This window comes from Streptomyces hydrogenans (genome assembly GCF_014656075.1).
In the GTDB taxonomy this organism is placed as follows: domain Bacteria; phylum Actinomycetota; class Actinomycetes; order Streptomycetales; family Streptomycetaceae; genus Streptomyces; species Streptomyces hydrogenans.
In genome coordinates, this window is record NZ_BNBS01000075.1 from 24,275 (window position 1) to 40,874 (window position 16,600).

General features: G+C 77.3%; 1 protein-coding gene. It reads left to right on the forward strand.

Features of this window, described 5'->3' with window-relative positions:
- Positions 1–37: 37 nt before the first annotated feature.
- Positions 38–16,600, forward strand: a 16,563-nt coding sequence (locus tag IE321_RS27030) for a type I polyketide synthase (protein WP_190224862.1), incomplete at its 3' end; no start/stop codon positions are given.

Below are 16,600 nucleotides of genomic sequence, written 5' to 3' on the forward strand. Positions count from 1 at the left end.
GGTTGTCTGAACTCTCATCAAGGAAAGAGCTCTCACAATGACGACAGGACATGACGGTCACGGGGATGTTCGCGACGATTCCGTCGCGATCGTCGGAATGTCTTGCCGGTTGCCCGAGGCGACCGGGACACATGATTTCTGGGAGCTCCTGAGAGACGGACGCACCGCCGTCACCGAAATACCGGACGACCGGCGGGACGGAATATCGGGCTCGGTCGGCTTCGACGACGGGGCCCGCTTCGGGGCGTTCCTGGACGGGGTCGGCGACTTCGACGCCGCCTTCTTCGGGATCTCCCCGCGCGAGGCCGCGGCCATGGACCCGCAGCAGCGGCTGGTGCTCGAACTCGCCTGGTCCGCCCTGGAGGACGCCGGCATCGTCCCCGCCGCCCTGGCGGGCAGCGCCGCCTCCGTCTTCGTCGGCTCGCTCCGCGACGACTACGCCGGCCTGGTCCTCAGCGGCGGCGACGCCGCGATCACCCCGCACACCAACACCGGCACCCACCGCGGGGTCATCGCCAACCGGGTCTCCTACGCCCTGGACCTGCGCGGCCCGAGCGTCGTGGTCGACACGGCGCAGTCCTCCTCGCTCGTCGCGGTCCACCTGGCCGCCCAGAGCGTCCGCTCGGGCGAGTCGCCCGTCGCCCTCGCCGCCGGCGTCAACCTCAACCTCCTCGCCGAGGGCGCGCTGGGCGCGAAGCGCTTCGGCGGCCTCTCGCCCGACGGCCACAGCTACGTCTTCGACGCCCGCGCCAACGGATACGTCCGGGGCGAGGGCGCCGTCGTGCTGGTCCTCAAGCCGCTGTCGGCCGCCCTCGCCGACGGCGACGACGTCTACGCCGTCATCCGCGGCAGCGCCGTCAACAACGACGGCGCCACCCCCGGCCTGACCGTGCCCAGCGCCCAGGCCCAGGAGCGCGTGATCCGGGCCGCGCTGCGGCGTGCCGACCTCGCCCCCGGCCAGGTGCAGTACGTGGAGCTGCACGGCACCGGCACCCCGGTCGGCGACCCGGTCGAGGCGGCCTCCCTCGGCGCCGTCTTCGCGGACCGCGACGCGGACGGCACCGGCCGCGCCGAGGACCCGCTGCTCGTCGGCTCGGTGAAGACCAACGTCGGCCACCTCGAAGGCGCCGCCGGCATCACCGGCCTGCTCAAGACCGTCCTCGCCATCCGCAACCGCCGCATCCCGGCGAGCCTGAACTTCGAGACCCCCAACCCCGCGATCCCCTTCGACGCCCTCGGGCTCCGCGTCCACACGGCCCTCGCCGACTGGCCGCACCCCGAGCGCCCGCTCGTCGCCGGCGTCTCGTCCTTCGGCATGGGCGGCACCAACGCCCACGTGGTCCTCGCCGAACCGCCGGCCCCCGCCGGCCGCCCGGACCCGGAGCCCGGCGCCGACCGCCGGACCGCCGCCGACGTGCCCGTCTCGGGCCGGACGCCGGCCGCCGTGCGGGCGCACGCCGCGCTGCTGCGGGACGCCGGGATCGACCCGTACGACCTCGCCCACTCCCTGGCGACCACCCGGACGGCGTTCCGGCACCGCGCCGTCGTCCTCGCCTCGGACGCCGAGGAGCTGCGCACCGGCCTCGACGCCCTCGCGTCGGGGACCCCGGCCCCCCACGTGATCACCCGCCCGGAGACGGACCCGGAGACGGAGACCGACCCGGAGACGGACGCGGGCACGGCGGCCGCCGGGTCGCCCGCCCGGGACCTCGACGGCGAAGCCGGACCCGCCCGCCTCGCGGCGGCGTTCGTCCGCGGCGAGGACGTCGACTGGACGGCGCTCCCCACGGAGCCGGGAGCCCGGCGGGTGCGGCTGCCGGGCTACCCCTTCCAGCGCGAGCGGTACTGGACGGGCACCGACCCGGCCCCGCGCGACGGAGACGGGGCCACCGGCGCGGCCGACGACCTGGCCGCCCTCGTCGCGGCGGAGATCGCGGCCGCCCTCGGCGCCGCCGGCCCCGACGCCGTCGAACGGGACACCAACTTCCGGGACCTCGGCTTCTCGTCCCTGATGACCGTCGAACTCATCGAGAGCCTCTCCGCCGCCACCGGCCGGAACCTCTCCAGCGGGCTGCTCTTCGACCACCCGACGCCCCGGGAGCTCATCGCCCACCTCGTCGAGACCGGGACCGGCCCCGCCGCAGGCCGCCGCCGGGCCGCCGGCCGACCGGCCGCCCCGGCCCGGACCGGCGCCGCCGACGAGGACGCCATCGCCATCGTCGGCATGGCCTGCCGCTACCCCGGCGGCATCGCCTCGCCCGAGGACCTGTGGCGGGTCGTCGCCGAACAGCGCGACGTCATCGGCCCGTTCCCGCACGACCGCGGCTGGGCGGCCGGCGAGGGCTACTCCCGGGTCGGCGGCTTCCTCACCGGCGCCGCCGAGTTCGACCCCGCCTTCTTCGGCATCTCGCCCCGCGAGGCGCTCGCCATGGACCCGCAGCAGCGACTGCTGCTCCAGACCTCCTGGGAGGCCCTGGAGCGGGCCGGCATCGACCCGAAGACCCTGCGCGGCAGCCGTACCGGCGTCTTCGTCGGCGGCACCGCCTCCGACTACGGCCCCCGGATGCACGAGGCGGGCGACGAGGTCGCCGGCTACGTCCTCACCGGCACCACGACCAGCGTCCTGTCCGGCCGCATCGCCTACCAGCTCGGCCTCGTCGGCCCCACCCTCACCGTCGACACCGCCTGCTCCTCCTCGCTCGTCGCCCTGCACCTCGCCGTCCGCGCCCTGCGCTCCGGCGAGGCGTCGGCGGCCCTCGCCGGCGGCGTGACCGTCATGGCCACCCCCGGCATGTTCGAGGAGTTCTCCCGCCAGCACGGACTCGCCGCCGACGGACGGTGCAAGCCCTTCTCCGACGCCGCCGACGGCACCGGCTGGGCCGAGGGCGTCGGCATGCTGGTCCTCGAACGCCTCTCCGACGCCCGCGCCAACGGCCACGCCGTGCTCGCCGTGATCCGGGGCAGCGCCGTCAACTCCGACGGCTCCTCCAACGGCCTGACCGCCCCCAGCGGCCTCTCCCAGCAGCGCCTCATCACCACCGCCCTCGCCGACGCCGGACTGACCGGCGCCGACGTGGACCTGCTGGAGGCCCACGGCACCGGCACCTCCCTCGGCGACCCCATCGAGGCCGAGGCCGTCCTCGCCACCTACGGGCAGGACCGCGAGGTCCCGCTCCTCCTCGGCTCGCTCAAGTCCAACATCGGCCACACCCAGGCCGCCGCCGGCGTCGCCGGCGTCATCAAGGTCGTCCAGGCCATGCGCCACGAGGTGCTGCCGCGCAGCCTGCACGCCGAGACGCCCACCCCCCGGGTGGACTGGACGTCCGGCCGGGTCGAGCTGCTCACCGAGGAGCGGGACTGGCCCGAGGCCGGCCGGCCCCGCCGCGCCGCCGTCTCCGCCTTCGGCATCAGCGGCACCAACGCCCACCTCGTCCTCGAACAGGGCGAACGGACCCCCACCGCCCTGGTCTTCACCGGCCAGGGCGCCCAGCGCGCCGGCATGGGCCGCGAACTCCACGCCTCCTCCCCGGTCTTCGCCCGCGTCCTCGACGAGGTGTGCGCCGCCTTCGACCCGCACCTGGACCGGCCGCTCAAGGAGCTGATGTTCGGCGACGACCCGGCGCTGCACCAGACCCGCTACACCCAGCCCGCCCTCTTCGCCCACGAGGTCGCGCTGGCCCGCACCGCCATGGAGCACGGCCTCGTGCCCGACCTGCTCGCCGGGCACTCCATCGGCGAGCTGACGGCCGCGCACCTGGCCGGCGTCCTGAGCCTGCCCGACGCGGCCAAGCTGGTCGCCGCCCGCGGCCGGCTCATGCAGCGGGCCCGCTCCGGCGGCGCGATGATCGCCGTCGAGGCCACCGAGGCCGAGATCACCGCGAGCCTGGTCGACGGCGTCGTGGTCGCCGCCGTCAACGGACCGGTGTCGGTGGTGATCGCCGGCGACGCCGAGGCCGCCGAGACCGTGGCCGCCGGCTGGCGGGAGCGGGGCCGCAGGGTGACCCGGCTGACCGTCAGCCACGCCTTCCACTCCCCGCACATGGACGAGGTCCTCGACGAGTTCCGCGCGATCGCCCGGACCGTCGAACACCGGCCGCCGGTCGTCCCGGTCGTCTCCACGGTCACCGGCCGCCCGCTGCCCGCCGACCCCGACGGCTACGCCGACCACTGGGCCGAGCAGATCCGCGGCACCGTGCGCTTCCACGACGCCGTCCTCGCCCTCCGGGAGGCCGGGGCCGCGCTGTTCGTCGAGGCGGGCCCGTCGGCCGCCCTCACCCCGCTCATCCGCTCCGCGGGCGTCACCCGCGTCGTCCCGCTCGGCCGCTCCACCGGCTCCGAGCCCGACGTCCTGCGCGCCGCCCTCGACCGGATCCACGGCGTCGAGCCGACCCACCCCTTCCTCCGCGACCGGTACTGGCTGCCGCCGCGCCCCGCGCGCGCCGTCTCCGAGCACCCGCTGCTCGACTCCGTCGTCGAACTCGTCGACCGCGACGAGGTCGTCCTCGCCGGCGCCGTCTCGCTCGCCGACCACCCGTGGCTCGCCGGCCACGTCGTCGGCGACACGGTCCTGCTGCCCGGCACCGCCTTCCTGGAGCTCGCCCTCTTCGCCGGCGAGCGGGTCGGCCTGCCCGAGGTCGCGGACCTGACCCTGGAGTCCCCGCTCGCCCTCCCGGCCACCGGCGCCGTCACCGTGCAGGTCACCGTCCGCGAGCGGCAGCTGACCGTCCACTCCCGGCGCGACGGCGAGCGCGAGTGGACCCGGCACGCCTCGGGCCTGCTCCAGGCCCCCGGCCTCGCGCCGGAGCCCCCCGCCGACGACCCGGCCCCGTGGCCGCCGGCCGGCGAGCCGCTCCCGGTGGAGGACGCGTACGAACTCCTCGCCCGCCGCGGCTACGCCTACGCCGGGGCCTTCCGCGGCCTGCGGGCGGTGCACCGGGACGGCGAGACGCTCTACGCCGAGCTCCGGCTCCCGGAGGAGCACCTCGGGGCCGAGGACGGCTTCCTGCTGCACCCGGCTCTGACCGACGCCGTGCTCCACCCCGTCGTCCTCGGCCTGGCCGACGGCGCGGAGGGCACCCGCCTGCCGTTCGTGTGGAGCGGCGTGCGGACCCACCGGGCCGTCGCCGGGGGCACCGAGCTGCGGGCCACGATCACCCCCGTCGGCCCCGACACCTACGAGCTGCTGCTCGCCGACGCGACGGGCGCCCCCGTCGCCACCGTCGACGCGCTGACCCTGCGGGCCACCGCCTCCGGCGGCACCGGCACCGAGCCGCTGTACGAGGTCGCCTGGCGGCCCGCGGCCGGACCCGCGCCCACCGACGGCCCCGACGACGACGCCGCGCCGCCCACGGTCGTCGAGCTCGCCCCGGACGCCGACCCGGCCGTCACCGCCACCCGGGCGCTGGCCGCCGTCCAGGAGTGGGTCACCGGCGAGCACGACCCGACCGAACGGCTCGTCCTCGTCACCCGCGACGCCGTGGCCACCACCCCGGACGCGGCGCTCGCCGACCCGGCCGCCGCCACCGTGTGGGGCCTGGCGCGCACCGCCCAGAGCGAGTACCCCGACCAGATCGTCGTGGTCGACGTCGACCCGGCGGGCGCCCGGGACGTGACCGCCGCCGCCGACGCCGCCGTACGGACCGGAGAGCCGCAGCTCGCCCTGCGCGACGGCGCGTTCCTCGTCCCCCGCCTGGTCAGGACGGCCCCCGCCGACCCGCTCGCGGCCGAGTCCGTGACCGGCACCGCCCTCGGCTGGGACCCGGAGGGCACCGTCCTCGTCACCGGCGGCACCGGCGGCCTCGGCGCGCTGGTCGCCCGCCACCTCCACCACGAGCACGGCCTGCGCAAGCTGCTCCTCGTCAGCCGCCGCGGCCCCGACGCGCCCGGCGCCGCCGAACTCCAGGCGGAACTCGACGGCGCCCGCGTGGTCGCCCTCGACGTGACCGACCGCGCCGCGCTCGCCGCACTCATCGAGGGCCTCCCCGCCGACGCCCCGCTCACCGCCGTCGTCCACACCGCCGGCGTCCTCGACGACGCCACGATCACCGCGCTCACCGGGGAACGCGTCCGCACCGTGATGGGCGTCAAGGCCGACGCCGCACGCCACCTCCACGAGCTGACCGCCCACCTCCCGCTCGACGCCTTCGTCCTCTTCTCCTCCGTCTCCGGCCTCCTCGGCACCGCCGGCCAGGCCAACTACGCGGCCGCCAACGCCTATCTGGACGCCCTCGCCGCGCACCGCCGCGCCCAGGGCCTGCCCGGCACCTCGCTCGCCTGGGGCCTCTGGCAGGAGGGCATGGGCCACTCCCTCGGCGCGGCCGACCTCGACCGCTGGACCCGCTCCGGATTCGCCCCGCTCACCGCCGCCCAGGGCCTCGACCTCTTCGACCGCGCGGTGACCGCGGCGACCGCCCTGCCCGTCCCCGCCGCCCTGCGGCTCTCCGGGATCCCCGCCGCCGCGCCGGTCCCGGCCCTGCTGAGCGGGCTCGTCAGGAGGCGCCGGAAGCAGGCCGCCCCGGCTCCCGCCGGACCGGCCGGCACCGCCCTCACCGAGAAGCAGGCCCGGGACCTGGTCCGCACGCACACCGCCGCCGTCCTCGCCCTGGCCTCCCCGCAGCTGCTCGACCTGTCCAAGGCCTTCCGCGAGCAGGGCTTCGACTCGCTCGCCGCCGTCGACCTGCGCAACCGCCTGGGCGCCGCCACCGGACGCCAGCTGCCCGCCACCCTCGTCTTCGACCACCCCACGCCGGAGGCGCTGGCCCTCTTCCTGGCCGAGTCCTCGGCCCGGGCGGCGGGGGAGGGGCGGCCCGCCGCGCGCCGGCGGACCGGCACCCGCTCCGACGAGCCCATCGCCATCGTCGGCATGGCCTGCCGCTTCCCCGGCGGGGTCCGCTCCGCCGACGACCTGTGGCGGCTCGTGCTCGACGGCCGGGACGCCGTCTCCGAGTTCCCCACCAACCGCGGCTGGGACCTGGACGGGCTCTACCACCCCGACCCGGACCACCCCGCCACCAGCTACACCCGGCACGGCGGCTTCCTCCACGACGCCGACCTCTTCGACGCGCCCTTCTTCGACATGTCGCCGCGCGAGGCCCTCGCCACCGACCCGCAGCAGCGCCTGCTCCTCGAAACGGCCTGGGAGACCTTCGAGGACGCCGGGATCGACCCGACCGGCCTGCGCGGCAGCCGCACCGGCGTCTTCGCCGGCGTCATGTACGACGACTACGCCGCCCGGCTGCCCGCCACCCCCCGCGAGGTGGAGGGCTTCCTCCTGGCCGGCAACACCTCCAGCGTCGTGTCCGGCCGACTGGCGTACGTCTACGGCCTGGAGGGCCCGGCGATCACCGTCGACACCGCCTGCTCCTCCTCGCTCGTCGCCCTGCACCTGGCCGCGAACGCGCTGCGCCAGGGCGAGGTCGACCTCGCCCTCGCCGGCGGCGTCACCGTCATGACGGGACCGAGCACCTTCGTCGAGTTCTCCCGGCAGAAGGGCCTCTCCACCGACGGCCGCTGCAAGTCCTTCTCGGCCGACGCCGACGGCACCGGCTGGTCGGAGGGGGTCGGCCTGCTCCTCGTCGAGCGGCTCTCCGACGCCCGCCGCAACGGCCACAAGGTCCTCGCCGTGCTCCGCGGCTCGGCCGTCAACTCGGACGGCGCCTCCAACGGCCTCACCGCCCCCAACGGCCCCTCGCAGGAACGGGTGATCCGCTCCGCCCTCGCCGACGCCGGCCTGTCCGGCCGCGACGTCGACCTCGTCGAGGCGCACGGCACCGGCACCCGCCTCGGCGACCCGATCGAGGCCCAGGCCCTGCTCGCCACCTACGGCCAGGACCGCGAGGAGCCGGTCCGCCTCGGCTCGCTGAAGTCCAACCTCGGACACGCCCAGGCCGCCGCCGGCGTCGGCGGCGTGATCAAGATGGTCCAGGCGCTGCGCCACGGCGTCCAGCCGCGCACCCTGCACCTCGACGAGCCGTCCCCGCACGTGGACTGGTCGGCCGGCGCGGTCGAGCTGCTCACCGAGCGGCAGGACTGGCCCGAGCTCGACCGGCCCCGCCGCGCCGCCGTCTCCGCCTTCGGCATCAGCGGCACCAACGCCCACGTGATCCTGGAGCAGGCAGAGACCCCCGCGCCCGCCCCGCGCACCCCGGCCGCCGCCCCGGGCGACCCGGCCCCCGCCGCGCCTCCGATCCTGCCGCTGGTGCTCTCCGCCCGCGGCGAGGAGGCCGTGCGGACCCGCGCCCCCGACCTGCGCGCCCTCCTCGACGCCCACCTCGGCCTCGACCCGGCCGACGTGGCCGGCACCCTCGCCACCCGGCGGGCCCGGCTCGACCGGCGGGCCGTCGTCCTCGGCGCCGACCGGGACGCCCTGCTGCGCGGCCTGGACGCCCTCGCCGCGGGCGACTCCACCACGCCCGGAGTGGTGCGCGGCGACGGAACCGGACGCGGCGCGACCGCCTTCCTGTTCACCGGTCAGGGCGCGCAGCGCCTCGGCATGGGACGCGAGCTGTACGAGCGCTCCGCCGTCTACCGGGCGGCGTTCGACGAGGTCTCCGCGGAGCTCGACCCGCTGCTCGACCACCCGCTGGGCGGGGTCGTCTTCGCCGAGCCGGACAGCGCGGACGCCGTGCTCCTCGACCAGACCGCCTACACGCAGGCCGCGCTGTTCGCCGTCGAGGTGGCGCTCCACCGCTTCGCCGAGCACCACGGCCTCACCGCCGACTACCTCCTCGGGCACTCCGTCGGCGAGGTGGCCGCGGCCCACGTGGCCGGGGTCTTCGACCTGCCCGACGCCTGCCGCCTGGTCGTCGCCCGCGGCGCCGCGATGCAGTCGGCCCGCGACGACGGGGCGATGGCCGCCCTGGAGGCCACCGAGGCCGAGGTCCTGGACGCGCTGCCGGCCGGCGCGGAGATCGCCGCCGTCAACGGCCCGCGCTCCGTGGTGGTCTCCGGCGACGAGGCCGCGGTGACCGCGGCGAGCGAGCACTGGGCGGCGCTGGGCCGGCGCACCCGGCGGCTCGTGGTCAGCCACGCCTTCCACTCGGCGCACATGGACGAGGCCCTGGACGGCTTCCGGGCCGCCCTGGACACCGTCACCTTCCACGAGCCCGGCGTCCCGGTCGTCTCCAACGTGACCGGAACCCTGGCCGAGGAGGGGCAGCTCACCTCGCCCGACTACTGGGTCGCCCACGTCCGCCGGGCCGTCCGCTTCTCCGACGGCGTCCGCACCCTGCGCGACCACGGCGTCACCGAGTTCGTCGAGCTCGGCCCGCACGCCGTGCTCACCGCGATGGTCGCCCAGGCCCTCGCCGACGACGACACCCCCACCACCCCCGGCGGCGCCCGGGTGGCGATGCTCCGCTCCGGCCGCGACGACGTGGAGACCGCCTACGCCGCGCTCGCCGCCCTGCACGTGCGGGGCGCGTCGATCGACTGGACGGCGCTGCTCCCGGCGACCCGTCAGGTCCCCCTCCCGCGCTACCCCTTCCAGCACCGCCGCTACTGGCTGGAGGCCCCGTCCTCCGGGCACCCGCTGCTGGGCACGGTGGTGGAACTCGCCGACGGCGCGACGCTGCTGACCGGCGAGACCTCCGCCACCGGCTGGGCCGGCGAGCACCGGATCCGCGGCGAGGCCGTCGTGCCCGGCACGGCGCTGCTGGAGATGGCGCTGTACGCCGGCGAGCTCCTGGACTGCCCGACCGTCGCCGAACTCACCCTCACCGCACCACTGGTGCTGCCCGTCGACGGACCCGCCGCGGTGCAGGTCAGGGTCGAGGCGCCGGACGAGCGCGGAGCCCGTGCCGTCGTCGTCCACGCCCGCCCCGTACCGGGCGACGGCGAGGCCGGGGACGCAGGCGAGGACCGCGGCTGGACCCGGCACGCCCACGGCGTCCTGGTGCCCGGCCGGGCCGCCCCGTCCGCCGCCGCCGCGCCCTCCGGCGCCGAGGTCGACCTGACCGGGGCGTACGAGCGGCTGAGCGGACACGGCTACGACTACGGCCCCGCCTTCCGCAACCTCGTGACGGTCCGCCACGACGGCGACGACCGCTTCGTGGAGGTCGCCCTCCCCGAGCGGCAGCGGGCCGAGGCGAGCCGCTTCGGCCTCCACCCGGCCCTGCTCGACGCCGTCCTGCACGTCCTGCTCCCGGGCGTCGTCGACCCCGCGGCCCCGGCCGTGCTGCCCTTCTCCTGGAGCGGCGTCACCCGCCACGCCACCGGCGCCGCCGCGCTGACCGCCACGGTCACCGTGAGCGGCGGCACGGCACGGCTGACCGCCCACGACGGGAACGGCGACCCCGTCCTGACCGTCGACGAGCTGGCCCTGCTGCCGCTCGGCCAGGGCCAGGTGCCGGCCGGACTGCACACGGTCGTCTGGCGTCCGGCGGCCACCACCGCCCCGCCGGCCGCCGAACCGTCCGTGCGGCACGACCTCACCACGGACCCGGCCGACGACACCGGTCACGCCGACGACACGGACGACACCGCCGGCACCGGCGCGCGGGCGCGCGCCGCCGTCCACTCCGTCCTCGGCCTGGTCCGCCGGGTCCTGGCCGAGGAGGACGAGCGCCGCCACGCCTTCGTGCTCGCCCCCGGCCTCCGGCACGCCGCCGTCCGCGGCCTGCTCCGCAGCGCCCAGGCGGAGAACCCGGGCCGGATCCAGCTCGTCGAGGCCGACGCCACGGCGACCGGGGACCTCCTCGACGCCGCCCTCCGCTCCCCGGAGCCGGAGCTCGCGATCCGGGACGGCGCCCTCCTGCTGCCCCGGCTCGGCCGCCCGGCCGCCGGCGCCGACCCCGTCGTGGACTGGAGCGCGGGCCCGGTGCTGATCACCGGCGCGACCGGGACCCTCGGTGCGCTCCTCGCCCGCCACCTGGTCGTCCGCCACGGCGCCCGGCACCTGGTGCTGGTCAGCCGCCGCGGCGAGAGCGCGCCCGGCGCCGCCGAACTCCGCGCCGAACTGGCCGCACTGGGCGCCGAGGCCGTCCTGGTCGCCGCCGACGTCAGCGACCGCCCGGCCCTGGAGGCGGTCTTCGCCGCCCACCGGCCCGCCGCGGTCGTGCACACGGCCGGCGTGAACGCCGACGCCACCCTGGCCGGCCTCACCGGGGAACAGCTCGACTCCGTCCTGCTGCCGAAGGTCGACGCGGCCTGGCACCTGCACGAACTGGCCGGTGACCGGCCGCTGGTGCTGTACTCCTCCGTCGCCGGCCTGCTCGGCACGGCGGGCCAGGCGAACTACGCCGCGGGCAACACCTTCCTGGACGCCCTCGCCGCCCACCGCCACGCCCTCGGCCTGCCCGCCGCCTCCCTCGCCTGGGGCCTCTGGGCCGAGAGCAGCGGCATCTCCGGCGACCTGACCGAGGTCGACCTCCAGCGCCTGGCCAGGACCGGGCTGCGGCCGCTCGACACCGCGGAGGCGCTCGGCCTCTTCGACGCCGCCGTCGAACGGCTCGGCGGCACCGGCACGCCGGTGTTCGCGCTGACCGGCATCGACCGCCCCGCCCTGCGCGGCAGGACCGGGCTGCCCACGCTCCTGCGCGACCTGGCCGGACCGGCCGCCCCCGCGGCCGGCCGTCCCGCCGGCAACCCCGGACCGGACGCCGACACCGCCCCGGTCCTCGACCGGGCCGGGCTCCAGGACGCCGTCCGCCGCCAGGTGGCCGCCGTCCTCGGATACGCCGACCCCGCCGAGGTCGACGAACGGCGCTCCTTCAGCGAACTCGGCTTCGACTCGCTGACCGCCGTGGAGCTGCGCAACCAGCTCGGCGCCGCGCTCGGACGGCGGCTGTCCGCCACCGTCGTCTTCGACCACCCCACCCCCGACGCGCTCGCCGCGCACCTGTGGACCCTGGCCGAGGCCGACGGCGGGTCCTCGCCCCGCGACGGGGCGGCCCCGGCCGGGCGGCGCCCCGCGACGGACGGGACCGGCGACGACGAGCCGATCGCGATCGTCGGCATGGCCTGCCGCTACCCCGGCGGCGTCGCCTCGCCGCAGGACCTGTGGCGGCTGGTCGCCGAAGGACGCGACGCCACCTCGGACTTCCCCGTCAACCGCGGCTGGCCCGGCGACCTGTACCACCCCGACGCCGACCACCCCGGCACCTCCACCACCCGCCGCGGCGGCTTCCTGCACGACGCCGACCTCTTCGACGCCGAGTTCTTCGGCCTCTCGCCCCGGGAGGCGTCCGCGCTCGACCCGCAGCAGCGCCAGCTCCTGGAGACCACCTGGGAGGCGGTCGAGAACGCCGGCCTGGAGCCGGACTCCCTGCGCGGCACCCGGACCGGCGTCTACGTGGGCGTCATGTACAGCGACTACGGCTCCCGGCCCGGCCTGCCCTCCGACGGCGTGCAGGGCTACCTCTACAGCGGCAGCGCCGGCTCCATCGCCTCCGGCCGCCTCGCCTACACCTTCGGCTTCGAGGGGCCGACCCTCACCGTCGACACCGCCTGCTCGTCCTCGCTCGTCGCCGTGCACCTCGCGGCAGGCGCGCTGCGGAGCGGGGAGTGCGAACTCGCGGTGGCGGGCGGCGCGACGGTGATGTCCACGCCGACGCCGTTCATCGAGTTCTCCCGGCTGCGCGGGCTCTCCGACGACGGCCGCTGCAAGTCGTTCTCGGACGACGCCGACGGCACCGGCTGGGCCGAGGGCGCGGGCATGCTGCTCCTGGAGAAGCTGTCGGACGCCCGCCGCAACGGCCACCGCGTCCTCGCCGTCCTGCGCGGCTCCGCGGTGAACTCCGACGGCGCCTCGAACGGCCTCACCGCGCCCAACGGACCCGCCCAGGAACGGGTGATCCGGGCCGCGCTCGACTCCGCGCGGCTGGCCCCGTCCGACGTCGACCTGGTCGAGGCGCACGGCACCGGCACCCGGCTCGGCGACCCCATCGAGGCCCAGGCGGTCATCGCCACCTACGGCTCCGACCGGGAGCGGCCCGTCCTGATGGGCTCGCTGAAGTCGAACATCGGCCACGCCCAGGCGGCCGCTGGCGTCGGCGGCATCATCAAGGTCGTGCAGGCCCTGCGCCACGAACTCGCCCCGGCCACCCTGCACCTCGGCACCCCGTCCCGGCACGTCGACTGGGCGGACGGCAAGGTCGAACTCCTCGACCGGGCCCGCCCCTGGCCGCGCGGGGAGCGCCCCCGCCGGGCCGGCGTCTCCTCCTTCGGCTTCGGCGGCACCAACGCCCACGTGATCGTCGAGGAGGCGGAGACGGAGGCCGTACCGGCGCCGCTGCCCGCGGCCCCGGCCCCGGAAGCCGCCGACCTCCCGGCGACCGGTCTCCCCGGCGCGCCGGCCCCGCTCCCGTGGGTGCTCTCCGCCCGCGGCGAGCAGGCCCTCGCCGACCAGGCGGAGCGCGTCGCCGCGCTCCGGACGCCGGACGAGGCGTACACCCTGGCGACCCGCTCCGCGCTGCCGTACCGGATCGCCGCGACCAGCGCGGCCGGACTGCGGGACGCCGTCCCGGTGCGGGCGGCCGGCGGCGGGCTCGCCTTCGCCTTCACCGGGCAGGGCGCCCAGCGCGCCGGCATGGGGCGCGAGCTGGCCGCCGCCCACCCCGTCTTCGCCGCCGCCTTCGACGCGGTGTGCGCGGAGTTCGGCGACGCGCTCGGTACGGCCGTCCGGGAGGCGATCGCCACCGGACGGGACCTGGACGAGACCGGCACGGCACAGCCCGCGCTGTTCGCCGTCGAGGTCGCGCTCTTCCGGCTCGTGGAGTCCTGGGGCGTCCGGCCCGACCTGGTGCTCGGACACTCGATCGGCGAACTGGCCGCCGCGCACGTCGCGGGCGTCCTCTCGCTGCCCGACGCCGCCCGTCTGGTCGCCGCCCGCGGCGGTCTGATGCAGGCGCTGCCGCGCGGCGGGGCGATGGTCGCCGTCGAGGCGACCGCCGCCGAGCTGGACGGCCGGGAGCTCCCGGCCGGCGTCACGGTCGCCGCCGTCAACGGCCCGGCCTCGCTGGTCCTCTCCGGCGCGGAGGAGCCCGTCCTGGCCTTCGCCGCCGAGGAGTTCGCCGCCCGGGGCCGGCGCACCAAGCGGCTCACCGTCAGCCACGCCTTCCACTCGCCGCTGATGGAACCGATGCTGGACGACTTCCGGGCGGTCGCCCGGGAGCTCACCTACCACCCGCCGGTGATCCCCGCCCTCTCCACCGTCACCGCCGGCCCCGCCGAGCGGTGGACCGACCCCGAGTACTGGGTCGACCAGGTGCGGGCGACCGTCCGCTTCCACGAGGCACTGCTCACCGCCCGGGACCAGGGCGTCCGCACGGTCCTCGAAGTGGGCCCCGACGCGGTGCTCACCGGCATGATCGCGGCAGCCTTCCCCGCCGAGGAGACCGACAGCCCCGTCGCCGTCCCGCTGCGGCGCGAGGGCCGGCCCGAGCCGGAGACGGTCGCGGAGGCCGTCGGCACCCTGTTCACCCGGGGCGTCGAACCCGACTGGAACGCGGTCCTGCCCGGCGCCCGCCCGGTCGACGTGCCCACCTACGCCTTCCGGCGCAGGCGCTTCTGGCTCACCCCGGTGAGCGGGAGCGACGTGACCGGCGCCGGACTGCGCGCCACCCGCCACCCCCTGCTGGGGGCGGCGGTCGACCTCGCCACCGGAGCGGACGGCGCCGGAGGCGTCACCGTCTCCACCGGCCGGATCTCCCTGGCCGGCCACCCGTGGCTGGCCGACCACCGGGTGGGCGGCGCCGTGATCGTGCCCGGCACCGCGCTGGTCGAACTGGCCGCCACCGCCGGACCGCTGGAGCGGTTCACCGTCGTGGAGCCCGTGGTCGTCCCGGAGACCGGCGCGCTCGTCCTCCAGCTGACGGTGGACGGGGCCGAGGTCACGCTCCACTCCCGGAGCGACGCCCCGGACGCCGCCGGTCTCCCGTGGACCCGGCACGCCGTCGGCACCCTCGCCGACGACGCCGGGGCGCCCGCCGCCGACGGCCCCTGGCCGCCTGAGCTGACCCCGGTCGACCTCGACGGCCTGTACGAGCGGGTCGCCGAGCACGGCTACGGCTACGGCCCCGCCTTCCAGGGCCTGCGGTCGCTGCACCGCGGCGGCGAGGAACTCTTCGCCGAGGTCGCCGCCGACCAGGACGCCGAGGGCTTCGCCGTCCACCCGGCGCTCCTCGACGCCGCCCTGCACCCGCTGCTCCCCGGCGTCGCCGACGACACCCGGCCGGCCCTGCTGCCCTTCTCCTGGTCGGGAGTCCGCTTCCGGGACGGATCCGGAGCACCGGGCGGCACGGTCCTGCGCGCCCGGATCACCCCCACCGGCCCCGAGTCGGTGCGGCTGGTCGTCAGCGACGCCGACGGCACCGTCCGGGTCGAGGTCGAGGAGCTGGTCCTGCGCCCGTTCACCGGCCTCCCGGCCACCGCCTCGGCCGGCGCGAACCTGCTGTACGCACCGGTCTGGCGGCCCCTCGACGAGGCACCGGCCGGGACGTCCGCGCCGGATCCGGCCCCCGAGGTGACCCAGGTCGACGCCGGTGCGGGCGAGCTGCCCGAGCGCGCCCGGCGGGCCGTCCACCACACCCTCGGCCTGCTGCGGGACCGGCTCGCGGCCGACGCCGCCGGACGGCTCGCCGTCGTGGTCGGCGCCGACCTGGCCCACGCCGGCGTGCGGGGCCTGGTGCTCAGCGCCGCCGCCGAGCACCCCGACCGGTTCCTCCTGGTGGACCGCCCGGACTGGGACGGCACCGGCGACGTCCGGGACGAGGTCGCCGCCGCCCTGGCCCAGGCCCCGGCCGCGCTCGCGGACGAACCACAGGTGCGGTTCGCCGACGGGCGGGCGCTGGTGCCGAGGCTGGTCCGGCACCGTCCGGCCGTCGCGGAGCCGGACGCCCCGGCGAGCGGCACCGCCCCCTGGGCGGAGGGCACCGTCCTGGTCACCGGTGCGAGCGGAGCGCTGGGCACGGCGCTCGTCCGCCACCTGGTGGAACGGCACGGCGCCCGCTCGCTCCTGCTGCTCAGCCGGAGCGGGACGGCCCCGGCCGTCGAGGGCCTGGACGGCGACGTCCGGCTGATCGCCGAGGCGTGCGACGCCACCGACCGCGACGCGCTCGCGGCGGTCGTCGACCGGCACCGCCCCGTCGCCTTCGTGCACGTCGCCGGCACCCTCGCCGACGGCACGCTGGCCGGGCTCACCCCCGACCAGGTCGACACGGTGCTCCGGCCCAAGGTCGACGCGGCCTGGCACCTGCACGAACTGGCGGGCGAGAAGCCGCTGGTGCTGTTCTCGTCGATCGCCGGCCTGCTCGGCACGGCGGGCCAGGCGAACTACGCGGCCGGGAACACCTTCCTGGACGCCCTCGCCGCCCACCGGGCCGCGCTCGGCCTGCCCGCCGTCTCGCTGGCCTGGGGCCTGTGGGAGACCGGCATGGGCGGCGGGCTCGCCGAGGCGGACCTGCGGCGGATCCACGGGCTCGGGCTGCGCGCCCTCGCGGAGCCGGAGGCGCTCGCCGCCTTCGACCTCGCGACCGCGCCGCTCGCCGCCCCGGCGCCCGGCGGGGACACCGCCCCCGTGCTCGCCGTGACCGGCGTCGACCGGGCGGTCCTCGCCGCCGAGCCCCGCCCGCCCGCGGTGCTCCGGGACCTCGCGCCCCGGACC